Here is an 11,870-nt window from a genome sequence, read left to right as displayed (position 1 = left end):
GTCGCCCGCCGGCACCGGTGCGGCTTCGCCCTCCGTTCCGGGCGCCCAGGACCACCCCGCCGAGGCCGCGCAAGCCGGCACGGACCCGGCCACCACCGCCGCCCCGGCCGAGGCCGCCGCGAACCCGGTTGCGGCCGAGCCGGAAGCTCCCGAAGCCACCGACGTGCCCCGCCCGGCCTGGCCGCGGCCGGCCGAGCTCTACCTGGTCAGCCTCGTCGAAGGCGGCGAACCGTCCGCCGAAGCCGAGTACCGGCTCGAAGAGCTGCAGCGCGAGTACAACCACCCCGGCGAAGACGGCGAATCGCCGTTCCGGGTCGAGCTGCTCTGGGCCGACGACGGCCAGGGCCAGGACCCGCCGCGCACGCTGCGCGCGGGGGTGCACGTGATCCCCGTCTACAGCCAGAAGCAGGGGCGCCCCCTCGTCGGGTCGCGGATCGAGGCGCCCGGTCTCGTCCTGCAGGCCCACATCGACGAATTCGCCTACCCGCGCCGGACGTACTGCTACGTGCTGACCCGGCAGTCGGCCGCGAAGCCGGCCTTCGGCGACCTCCGCAAGGCCCTCGCGGCGATCGGCGAAAAGCCGAACTTCCGGAACAGCTTCCAGGTCCCGCGGAAGATCGAAGCCCTGCTGGGCCTGTGGCCCGACCTGGGCTACGACCCCCGCTGACGGCGGCGCACGCCACTCCGGGGACGGTGCGCGCGCGAAAGTTGTCGGGGGTGGCGGATATCCTGCACTACGGTGCAGGCGAGTCCGCACCACCACCAGCACTTTCGCGAGCCACGATCCGGGAGAACGACCCTGTGACTGCCGAGACCTTGTACGGGGCCGACGACCTGACGCATCTCGAGGGTCTCGAAGCCGTCCGCAAACGACCCGGGATGTACATCGGCTCCACCGACAGCCGGGGCATCAACCACCTCTTCTCGGAGGTGGTCGACAACTCCACGGACGAGGGTGTCGCCGGCCACGCGACGAAGATCGTCGTCACGCTGCACGCCGACGGCAGCGTCCAGGTCGACGACGACGGCCGCGGCATCCCGACCGGCACCCACGCCAAGTCCGGTTTGTCCGGCGTCGAGCTGGTGCTGACGCGGCTGCACGCCGGCGGCAAGTTCGGTGGCTCCGGCTACAAGACCTCCGGCGGCCTGCACGGCGTCGGCGCTTCGGCGGTCAACGCGCTGTCGCACCGGTTCGACGTCACGGTGAAGCAGGACGGCAAGGTCCACCAGATGTCGTTCAAGCACGGCGTCCCGGGCACGTTCGACGGACCGGGCCCGAAGGCGAAGTTCACCCGCCGGTCCGGGCTGAACGTCGTCGGCAAGATGAAGCGCGGCGAGCGCAGCGGCACGTCGATCCGCTACTGGTACGACGCGCGCTACTTCGAGTCCGGCGCCGCGCTCGACGTCGAAGGCGTGCGGACGAAGCTGCGCAACACCGCCTTCCTCGTCCCGGGCGTCACGTACGTGCTGCGCACCGCGATCGAAGACACGATCAACGAAGAGACCTTCCACTTCCCGAACGGCCTGGTCGACATGGTCGACTTCCTCACGCCCTCGGGCGAGAAGCCGGTGTGCGGCACGCTGCTGATCACCGGCGAAGGCACGTACAAGGAGAACGCGGCCGATGCCGCGGGCGTCATGCAGTCCAATGTGGAGCGCCACGCCGAGGTCGAGGTGGCGCTGCGCTGGGGCACCGGCTACGAGCGCACGGTCGAGTGCTTCACCAACACGATCCGCAACGTCCACGGCGGCACCCACCGCCGCGGCTTCGACCGCGCGATGGCGAAGGCCTTGCAGGAGGCGATCTCCAAGACCCGAGGGCTGCTCAAGCCCAAGGAGGACATGCCGACGATCGAGGACGTCCTCGAGGGCATGACGGCCGTGATCCACGTCCGGCTGCCGGAGCCGCAGTTCACGTCGCAGACCAAGGACGAGCTGTCCACCGCCGGGATCACCCGCGTGCTGCAGGGCATCGTCGACAAGCACGTCAAGGCCTGGACCGAGGACCGCAAGACCAAGTCCGAGGCCAAGGTCGTGCTGCAGAAGGTGGTCGACGCCTCCCGCGTCCGGCTCACCCAGAAGCAGCAGAAGGACGCCGCCCGGCGCAAGACCGCGCTCGAAGGCGCGGCGATGCCGCCGAAGCTGGTCGACTGCCGCACCACCGGCGTCTCCCGCAGCGAGCTGTTCCTGGTCGAGGGCGACAGCGCGCTCGGGTCGGCGCGGATGGCGCGCGTGTCCGAGTACCAGGCGCTGCTGCCCCTGCGCGGCAAGATCCTGAACGTCCAGAAGGCGTCGCTGGGCGACACGCTGAAGAACGCCGAGATCGCCTCGATCGTCCAGGTGCTCGGCGCGGGCACCGGGCGCACGTTCGACCTGTCGACCATGCGCTACGGCCGCGTGATCCTGATGGCCGACGCCGACGTCGACGGTTCACACATCCGCACGCTGTTGATCACACTGTTCGCGAAGTACATGCGCCCGGTGATCGAGGACGGCCGGCTGTACGCAGCGATGCCGCCGCTGCACAAGGTCGTCACGAAGGGCCGCAACCCGGAGACGCACTTCACCTTCACCCAGCGCGAGATGGAGCAGAAGTTCGCCGAGCTGGAACGGGCGGGCAAGAGCATCGTCACCCCGGTGCCGCGGTTCAAGGGTCTCGGCGAGATGGACGCCGACGAGCTGTGGGAGACCACGATGAACCCGGCGACGCGTTCGGTGCGCCGCATCACCATGGACGACGCCGAAGCCGCGGAGGCGGCGCTGGAACTGCTGATGGGCGAGAAGGTCGAGCCCCGGCGGAACTGGCTGGTCGCCTCGTCCGACCGGGTCGACCGCGAAGCCATCGACGCCTGATTTTTCGTAGCTACCAAGGAGTTCTGCCGTGGCACGCCGCAAGGGCACCACCACCAAGGTCGATCCCAGCGCGTTCGACTCCCCCGGTGCGCACGTCTTCGACAACTCGCTCAAGACCGAGATCGAAGACTCCTACCTGGAGTACGCGTACTCGGTCATCCACTCGCGCGCCCTGCCGGACGCGCGCGACGGGCTGAAGCCGGTGCACCGCCGGATCCTGTACTCGATGAACGAGAACGGCTACCGCCCGACGCACGCGTACGTGAAGTCGTCGCGCGTGGTCGGCGACGTGATGGGCAAGTACCACCCGCACGGTGACGTCGCGATCTACGACGCGATGGTGCGGCTGGCGCAGGACTTCTCGCTGAACGTCCCGCTGATCGACGGCCACGGCAACTTCGGCAGCCCGGACGACGGCCCGGCCGCCTCGCGGTACACCGAAGCCCGCATGTCGCCCGAGGCGATGCAGCTGGTCGGCGAGCTCGGCGAGGACACCGTCGACTTCCGGCCGAACTACGACGGCTCGCTCGAAGAGCCGTCCGTGCTGCCCGCGGCGTTCCCGAACCTGCTGGTCAACGGCACGTCCGGGATCGCGGTCGGGATGGCGACCAACATGATCCCGCACAACCTCGGCGAGGTCATCGCCGCGGCGCGGTGGCTGATCACGCACCCGTCCGCGACGCTCGACAAGCTGATGGAGTTCGTGCCCGGCCCCGACCTGCCCACCGGCGGCAAGCTGCTCGGCCTCGACGAGGTCCGCCGCGCGTACGAGACCGGCCGCGGCGTGGTCCGGATGCGCGCGAACGTCGAGACCGGCCCCCTGGAGGGCAGCCGCGGGCGGCAGGCGATCACCGTCACCGAGCTGCCGTACGGCGTCGGGCCGGAGAAGGTGATCGAGAAGATCACCGACGAGGTCAACAAGTCCAAGCGGCTCACCGGCATCGCCGACGTCAAGGACCTCACCGACCGCGAGAACGGCACCCGGCTGGTCATCGAGTGCAAGGTCGGCGTCAACCCGCAGGCGCTGCTGGCCGACCTCTACCGGCTGACGCCGCTGGAGCAGTCGTTCGGCATCAACAACCTGGTGCTGGTCGACGGCCAGCCGCAGACCCTCGGCCTCAAGGAACTCCTCGAGGTCTTCCTCCGCCACCGCTACGACGTCGTCACCCGGCGCACGAAGTACCGGCGCCGCAAGCGCGAAGAGCGCCTGCACCTGGTCGACGGCCTGCTGATCGCGCTGCTGAACATCGACAAGGTGATCAAGCTCATCCGCGAAAGCGAGAACGCGCAGGCCGCGAAGGACGGCCTGATGACGCGCTTCAAGCTGTCGGAGATCCAGGCCACGTACATCCTGGACACGCCGCTGCGCCGGCTCACGAAGTACGACCGCCTCGAACTCGAGTCCGAGCAGGAGCGGCTGCGCGAGGAGATCGCCGAGCTGACCAAGATCCTCGACGACGAGTCGGTGCTGAAGAAGCTCGTCTCCTCCGAGCTGGCGAAGATCGCGAAGGACTTCCCGACCGAGCGCCGCACCGCGCTGATCGACGGCGACCTGAAGGAGGTCCTGGCCGCGTCGAAGCCGTCCGGGCCCCTCGAAGTCGCGGACGACCCGTGCCAGGTGATCCTGTCGGCGACCGGCCTCGTGGCACGCACCGCCGCCGAGTCCGAGGAAGCGACGGAGACGCGTCGCCGCAACGGCCGCGTGAAGCACGACGCGGTGGCGGCGCTGGTGCACACCACCGCGCGCGGCCAGGTCCTGCTGGTGACCAGCCGCGGCCGGGCGTTCAAGACGGACGTGCTGCCGCTGCCGGTGCTGCCCGAGCAGGCGGGCACGGTGTCGCTGCGCGGCGGCATGGCGGCGAAGGAACTGGTGCCGCTGGAGAAGGGCGAGACGGTCGTCGGGATCGCCCCGCTGGGCGAGCAGGCGGCGGGCTCGCCGGGCCTCGCGCTCGGCACCCGGGGCGGTGTCGTGAAGATCTGTTCGCCGGAGTGGCCGGTCCGCTCGGACGAGTTCGAAGTGATCTCGCTGAAGGACGGCGACGAAGTCGTCGGCGCGACCTGGCTGACGGACGGCTCGGAGACCCTGGCGTTCGTGTCGTCGGAGGCGTCCCTGCTGAAGTACGCGGCGTCCCTGGTCCGCCCGCAGGGCCTGAAGGGCGGCGGTATGGCGGGCATGAACCTGCCGTCGGGAGCGTCGGTGGTGTTCTTCGGCGCGGTCCGCACGGACGACGACGAGCACGGCGAGCCCCTGGTGATCACCGCGACGGGCCAGAGCGTGAAGGTGACGCCGTTCAGCGAATACCCGGCGAAGGGCCGCGCGACCGGCGGCGTCCGGGCCCAGCGGTTCCTCAAGGGCGAGACGGCGTTGCGCGTGGCCTGGATCGGCCCCCGCCCGGCCGGAGCGGCGAGGAACGGCGACCCGGTGGAGCTCCCGGAGATCGACGTCCGCCGCGACGGCTCGGGCCACGCCCACCCCGGCCCGGACGTGGTGGGCCACCTCATCGAGCGCGACTGACGCCTCGTGAGTGTTTAGGCGGGTTGGCACCCGCCTAAACACTCACGAGCTGCTAGGCGACCTTGAACGACTGAGCGGCGCTGCCGCTGCAGGCCGCCTGGACCAGCTGGACACTGTCCGCAGTGGACGATCCCGGCACGGTCAGGCACTTGCCGCTGTGGCGGGCGACGAAGTGGTAGTAACCGCCGCCCTCGGAGACCGGCTGCCACTGCTGGTTGCCGCCGCCGCTGTAGGACCACAGCTGCAGGCCCGCGTTGTCCGCCGTCGAGACGTCCGTGACGTCGATGACCTCCGCCGCGTTCGTGCGGTTGTTGATCCGGTCGTAGCCGCCGCTGGTCGGGGCGAACTGGTACTGCTGGGCCGTGGTGCCGTTGCACGTGTACTGCTGGATCACCGTGCCGTTCGCACTCCCCGCCGCGCGGGCGTCGATGCACTTGCCGGATGCCTTGTTCGTCACGGCGTACCAGGCCGCGGGGTCGATCGTGCCCGGGTCGGTCGGGACGGTCGAACCGCCGCCGAGCCACTTGAGGCCGTCGAGCACGAACCGGTTCTGGTCCGCGCTCTCGAACGTCGACGACAGCGCGGTGTTCGTCTCGTAGTTCATCGCGTTGTGGCCGAAGTTCGCGTAGAGCATCTTGTAGTTCTTGTTCGTCCACGCGATCGGGTAGTAGCCGCTGTACCAGGTCTGGTTCGGGTCGGTGCCGATCGGGAACGTGGACTGATCCATCGACGCCAGGATCGAAATGTTCGGGTTCTGCCGCAGGTCGTTCTGCCAGGCGTACCACTCCGACGTCGACGACCGGATCGTCGCGGGCAGGTTCGCCGTCGACGGGTGCGTGCGGTTCTCGATCCGCAGCGTCTCCGGCGTCGGGCCCCACGTGTTGGACGTGAACCGGCCGGTGCCGAGGAAGTCGTTGTGGAACCAGTTCGCGTACGACGGCGTCGAGCTGTCGTTGTAGGCGGTGACGTGGAAGCCGAAGAACCCGCCCCCGTTCTGCATGTAGTTCTGGAAGCCCTGGAACTGCGCGGCCGACTGCGGCTGGTCGTCGAGGAACAGGACGACGTCGGCGGTCCCCTTGGTGAGGCTGGTGAGCCGGCTCCAGTCGGTTGTGGCGGTGTAGGTGAACCCGTTGGCCGCCGCCTGCTGCGGGAACCAGACGTTGGCTTCCTTCTCGAAACTGATGTGCGCGGCGTCGTAGCTGCCGCTGTAGAAGGCCAGCACCTTGAACGGCGTCGCGGCCTGCACGGGCGGGGCAGCCAGCGAGAGTCCTAGGCAGGCGGCGAAGAAGGCGAGAATCCTGAGCAGGAGACGGCGGGGCATGCGTGAACCTTTCCGGTGGGGGACGGGGATCACCAGTGGCGCAGGTAGTGCAGGCCGTAGCCGAGGGGGAACAGCGCGGGTTTTCCGTCGCCGGCGTTGATGGGCTGCTGATCGGCGCTGCGCATCCAGGTCACCGGCAGCTTGCCGGTCGGGTTGTAGTCGCCGAAGAGGACGTCGGCGACGCCTTGGCCTTCGCTGCCCGGCAGCCATGACTCGACGAGCCCGGCCCAGTCCGGCAGCTGCGCGGCGATGTCGAGCGGCCGCCCGGACACGAGCACGACCACCGTCGGCACGCCGGAATCCTTCAGCTTCTGCAGCGTGGCGAGATCGGTGGCGTCCAGTCCCATCCCTTGTGGACGGTCGCCCTTGCCTTCGGCGTACGGCGTCTCCCCGACGACCGCGACGGCGACGTCGTAGCTGGAGTCGATCCCCGTGCCGTCCTTGGCGAAGGTGACGTTCACGGACTTCTGCCGCAGGCCCTGCAGGATGGTGGTGCCCGGGATGACCGGCCCGCTGGTGCCCTGCCAGCCGACCGTCCAGCCGCCGGACTGGTTGCCGAGGTCGTCGGCGTTCTTGCCGGCCACGAAGATCTTGCCCCGCTTCGAAAGCGGCAGGACGTGGTTCTCGTTCTTCAGCAGCACCTGGGACTCCCGCACGGCCTGGCGGGCGAGGTCGCGGTGCGGCTTGCTGCCGATCGTGTTCAGGAACCGCCGGTCGGTCAGCGGGTGCTCGAACAGGCCGAGCTCGAACTTCTTGGTGAGGATGCGGCGGTTGGCGTCGTCGATCCGGGCCATCGGCACGCGGCCCTGCTCGACGAGCGTGCGCAGCGTGTCGATGAACTTCTGCCACTCGTAGGGCACCATCACCATGTCGATGCCGGCGTTGATGGCGGCCTCGACCTCTTCCGGGGTGAACCCGCTCTTGCCGTCGATCTTGTCGACGCCGTTGTAGTCCGAGACGACGATGCCCTTGAAGCCGAGTTCCTTCTTCAGGACGTCGTTGATCAGGTAGGAGTTCGCGTGCAGCTTCACGCTGTTCCAGCTGCTGTAGCTGATCATCACCGAGCCGACCCCGCGCCGGATCGCGGCCTGGAACGGCGGGAGGTGGATCGCGCGCAGCTCCTGCTCGCTGATTTCGGTGTTGCCCTCGTTGACGCCGCCGGTGGTGCCGCCGTCGCCGACGTAGTGCTTGGCGGTGGCCATGACCGAGCCGGGCCGGTCGAGCTCGCGGCCCTGCAGCCCGGTGATGATCGACGTCATCTGCGTGGCGAGCTGGGGCACCTCGCCGAAGGACTCGTAGGTCCGGCCCCAGCGGTCGTTGCGGGCGACGCACAGGCAGGGCGCGAAGTCCCAGTCGATTCCGGTGCCGGAGACCTCTTCCGCGGTGGCGCGGCCGATCTTCTCGACCAGCCGCGGATCGCGCGTCGCGCCGAGGCCGATGTTGTGCGGGAAAACGGTGGCGCCGTAGAGCCCGTTGTGGCCGTGGACGGCGTCGACACCGTAGACGAGCGGGATGCCGAGCGGCGTGGCCAGCGCGGCCTTCTGGAAGCCGTCGTACATGTCGGCCCAGGTGACGGGCGTGTTCGGGGTGGGCTGCGAGCTGCCCCCGGAGAGCAGCGACCCGAGCCGTCCGGTGGTGACGTCGGCGGGGCTCTTCACCCCCAGCCGTTCGGCCTGCATCATCTGGCCGAGCTTGTCGTCGAGGGTCATCCGCCCCAGCAGGTCGGCCACCCGCACCTTGACCGGCCGCCAGGAGTCCTTGTAGGCCGGGCCGTTTCCGGCGAGCGCGGGCGTTTCCGACGCCACCAGCAATCCCAGGGCCAGCGCACCGATGCCCAGCCTGCGTCCGAGGCGCATCCGGGTCCTCCTCGTCGAGAGACCAAAATTCACGCCTTGGATTAAGACACAGCGACAGGCGGCTGGTCCAGACCTCTCAACGAACTCGGTTACCGCTCACCGGGACCGCGGGCTGCTCAGCGATCCGAGCGCAGCGAAGCCGGGTCGAAGGACTCCCAGTAAGCGTCCTCGTCCTCGGCACTCGGAGCCGGAGCCACCGCAGGCTGCGCCGAGGGTGAAGAACCCAGCCGCTCGGCCCGCAGCCGCTGGAACTCCTCGACCGTCATCCCCGGGTCGTCGTCCTCCGCGCGGGCCGGCGCGGGCAGGCCCGTCATCTGCTCGATCATGAACGTCATGTCCTCGCCGAGCAGCAAGGCCACCTTGTTGTAGCCGTCCTGCGTCGCCTCGCGCATGGCCGCCTGGGCGATCTCGACCACCAACGGCCCCAGCCGCTCGCCCAGCTCCACCGCCGAGGGGGCCAGCCACAACCGCAGCAGCTTCCCGCGGGCGTCCACCGTCACCTCGACCTGCCCGTCGCGGTCGTGCGCCGTGCCGGACGCCGAGGCCAGGAGCTCCTCCACCCGGGCCATCGCCTCTTCGCGGGCCCGGGCCTGGGCGATCAGCTGGCGGGTCGTGATCACCGCGAACCCTCTCCGTACGAATACGTCTCGGCGTCCGGGTCGTCGTCCGGGATCGGTTCGTAGCCCAGGGTTTCCAGCTGCTCGCGATCGACGGCGGCGGACAGCGCGTGGTACATCCGGTCGCCCGCCCGCCGGGTCGCGCGCTGGGCCAGCTCGAAGATCCGGTCGGCGAGCACCGCCGACCCCTGCCGCAACGCCGAGCGGTGGATCGACAGGCCCGTCAGCAGTCCGCCCGGCGCCACCTGGACCTCGATGCCGTCGGCCGCAGCCTTGCCCACCACCGGACCCGAGCGCTCGAGGCGGGCGGACACCTCGGCGCCCGCCCGCGCCGCCTGCTCGGCGATCCGCGCGGACGCCAGGTCGACGTCGAATTCAGCCACAGCTCACCCCGTAGGCCGGTAGAAGCCGATGAACGACTGTCCCGCGTTCGTGGTGCGGATCTTGCTGATCTGCACCGGGTCGCCGGCCTCGATCATCTGGCCGTCGCCGATCACCATCGCCACGTGCCCGGACCACACGACGAGGTCGCCGGGCAGCAGCTGGTCGATCGAGGGCACCTCGGCCCCGACCGTCTGCTGCGCCGCCGTGCGCGGCAGCTGCAGGCCCGCGTCCTGGTACGACGTCATGGTCAGCCCGCTGCAGTCGAGGCCGACGCCCCGCGCGGTGCCGCCCCACACGTACGGCACGCCGAGCTGCGAAAGCGCGTTGCGCACGGCCTTGGCCGCGGTTTCGTTCGGCGCCATGACCTGCTTGCCGCCGGGCAGGTTGATCGCGACGCCGCTGCCGGGCTGCGGCGGGATCGCCACCGGCAGCCGCGGTTTGTGGACGGCGCCGCCGCCTCCACCACCGCCGCCGCCCCCACCACCGCCGCCTCCGCCGTCCGAACCGCCGGAGTACCCGCTGTTGCTGTTGAACGACGAGCCGACCTTCGTCGAAGACGCCGAAGAAGCCGACGTCGACTGCTCTTCGCCGCCGAGCCGGGTGCCGATGGCGGTCAGGTCGTTGATCGTCTGCTCGCTGAACGTCGCGGCCTGGCCGGTGAGCTGGCTGATCTTGGTCTGCAGCTTCATCAGGATGTCGCGCGAAGCGGCGCCGCGGCTCTCGGGCGGCTGGATGGTCTTCACCGCTTCCAGCGCCTTCATCGACGCCGCGATCTCCTTGATGATCTGGTCGCGGACCTGGTCGTTCTTGATCTCGCCGACGTGCAGAGTCTCGGCCGCCTCCGCGACGGCCTTTTCGATCTCGGCGCTCTCGTCGAGGAGGTCCTGGACCTCCTTCTCCAGGCTTTGCGACGTCGCCGTGGCGCGGTCGGTCGTCGAGCCGGAGGTGGCCGAAGCCAGGTTGACGCGCTGCTCCGAGGCGACATCGCGCGTGCGCCCCACCGACGTCTGCAAGGCGTACTGCGCGTCACGGGCGCCGCTGATGGCGGCCGGGTCGTGGCGCAGCTTCTGCGCGAACTGGTTCGTCGTGTCCAGGTGGTGCCGGACGAGCTGGTCGGTGTGCTCGGTCACGAATCGCCGCCCAGCCGTCGCATGACGTCGTTGTGCTCGCCCTCGACCGCCGCGTAGTTGCGGTCGGTCTGCCGGGCGGCCTCGCCGACCTGGCGCCAGCCGCCGCCGACGCGGTGCATCTTCTCCTGCAGCGCGCGCATCCGGCCGCTGTAGGCGCCGGAGAAGCCGGACTCGCCGCCCATCTCGGAGAAGCCGTGGCCGCCGAGCGTCACGTGCGGCCCGACGTGCTTGTCGGCCGCGCCCTTGACGTCGTCCCCGAGCGGGTCGACTTCGCGCGCGTACCGCGTGTACGCGCCGTCATCGACGTGAAAACCCGAACCGTCCACTGGCCCTCCCTGTCACCGGAGGTGCGACGCGCACGCGGCACCCCCGGTTCCCCTGGTGCGGAATCAGCCTAGTCCAGAGTCCGCACCCGGGTGGGCGAATTGCCCGGAGTCAGCCGGTGACCTTGGCGAGCCAGGACGGGTCCTGCCAGGACACGATCGAGCCGTTCGCGGTGACCGTCGGCGTGCCGAACCCGGTCTGCCCGCCGCCGAAGTCCTGCGCCAGCTTCGGGTCGTTCTCGATCTGCTGGAACGCCGTGTTCAGCTGCTGGTCGTAGGTGCCGGCGTTGACGGTCTGCGCGAACGCCGGATCGGTGATCCCGACGTTCTTGCCGAGCTCGATCAGCTGCGCCTTGTCGTAGCCGCGCTTGCCCTCCTCGGGCTGGTTGGCGAACAGCGCGTCGTGGAACTGGAGGAACTTGCCGGCGTCGGCCGCGGCCAGCGCCGCGTTCGCCGAGTCGAGCGAGTAGCCCGGCGGGCTGGAACGCTGGTTGAGCAGCGGCACCATGTGGTAGCGCACCTGCAGCTTGCCGTCGTTGATCGCCTGCTCGATCTGGCCCTTGTACTGCTTCTCGAACTCGCCGCAGATCGGGCAGAGGAAGTCCGCGTAGACGTCGATCGTGGCCTTGGCGCCGGCCTTGCCGACGGTGACGACCACGCCGTCGCGCTTCTGCGTGACGTCGCCCGCCAGCGCGCTCGACGACTTGCCGGCGTCGATGGTCTGGCCCTCGGTCTTGTTCCGGTCCGAGATCGTCCAGATCACCCCGCCGATCACGAGCAGGACCACGACGACCACGGCCCCGATCCCGATGATCCACTTCCGCCGGTCGCCGGAGGCCCCCCTGGCCTGCGCGACCACGTTCGAACCGGC

The 11,870-nt window shown here is 69.6% G+C and carries 9 protein-coding genes and 1 pseudogene; 3 read left to right on the top strand and 7 right to left on the bottom strand.

What is annotated here, in order from left to right; genetic code table 11:
* The 3 genes and pseudogenes from IE317_RS33995 to IE317_RS33985 form a co-directional block, all read left to right on the top strand.
* Positions 1 to 667 (top strand): annotated as a pseudogene (locus tag IE317_RS33995) (hypothetical protein); the annotation flags it as partial.
* Between the two features lie 134 nt (positions 668 to 801).
* Positions 802 to 2,853: a DNA gyrase/topoisomerase IV subunit B gene (locus tag IE317_RS33990; RefSeq protein ID WP_191315463.1), complete on the top strand. Its 2,052-nt coding sequence runs from the start codon at positions 802 to 804 to the stop codon at positions 2,851 to 2,853.
* 28 nt (positions 2,854 to 2,881) lie between these two features.
* On the top strand, positions 2,882 to 5,368 hold the full coding sequence (locus IE317_RS33985) for a DNA gyrase/topoisomerase IV subunit A (RefSeq protein ID WP_191315462.1): 2,487 nt from the start codon (positions 2,882 to 2,884) through the stop codon (positions 5,366 to 5,368).
* Between the two features lie 52 nt (positions 5,369 to 5,420).
* On the opposite strand, the gene IE317_RS33980 is transcribed toward IE317_RS33985, so the two are convergent.
* From IE317_RS33980 to IE317_RS33950, 7 genes are all read right to left on the bottom strand, one after another.
* Positions 5,421 to 6,689: an RICIN domain-containing protein gene (locus IE317_RS33980; RefSeq protein ID WP_191315461.1), complete on the bottom strand. Its 1,269-nt coding sequence runs from the start codon at positions 6,687 to 6,689 to the stop codon at positions 5,421 to 5,423.
* 29 nt (positions 6,690 to 6,718) lie between these two features.
* A complete protein-coding gene (locus tag IE317_RS33975) occupies positions 6,719 to 8,545 on the bottom strand; it encodes a glycoside hydrolase family 3 protein (protein ID WP_191315460.1) in 1,827 nt (608 codons plus the stop codon).
* A 116-nt stretch (positions 8,546 to 8,661) separates the two neighbouring features.
* Positions 8,662 to 9,165: a YbaB/EbfC family nucleoid-associated protein gene (locus IE317_RS33970; protein WP_191315459.1), complete on the bottom strand. Its 504-nt coding sequence runs from the start codon at positions 9,163 to 9,165 to the stop codon at positions 8,662 to 8,664.
* Complete coding sequence (locus IE317_RS33965; protein WP_191315458.1) at positions 9,162 to 9,545, bottom strand: YbaB/EbfC family DNA-binding protein; 384 nt, start codon at positions 9,543 to 9,545, stop codon at positions 9,162 to 9,164. Before IE317_RS33965 ends, IE317_RS33970 begins: the two co-directional genes overlap by 4 nt.
* Positions 9,546 to 9,548: 3 nt before the next feature.
* Positions 9,549 to 10,676 (bottom strand): C40 family peptidase, encoded by a 1,128-nt coding sequence (locus IE317_RS33960; protein WP_191315457.1) that lies wholly within the window; start codon positions 10,674 to 10,676, stop codon positions 9,549 to 9,551.
* On the bottom strand, positions 10,673 to 11,002 hold the full coding sequence (locus IE317_RS33955; RefSeq protein ID WP_191315456.1) for a hypothetical protein: 330 nt from the start codon (positions 11,000 to 11,002) through the stop codon (positions 10,673 to 10,675). The genes IE317_RS33960 and IE317_RS33955 overlap by 4 nt, the downstream gene beginning before the upstream one ends.
* Before the next feature lie 109 nt (positions 11,003 to 11,111).
* Positions 11,112 to 11,858 (bottom strand): DsbA family protein, encoded by a 747-nt coding sequence (locus IE317_RS33950; RefSeq protein WP_191315473.1) that lies wholly within the window; start codon positions 11,856 to 11,858, stop codon positions 11,112 to 11,114.
* Between the last annotated feature and the right edge of the window lie 12 nt (positions 11,859 to 11,870).

Source organism: Amycolatopsis bullii, assembly GCF_014654205.1.
Classification (GTDB): Bacteria; Actinomycetota; Actinomycetes; order Mycobacteriales; family Pseudonocardiaceae; genus Amycolatopsis; species Amycolatopsis plumensis.
This window is presented reverse-complemented; position numbering and strand designations above follow the sequence as displayed.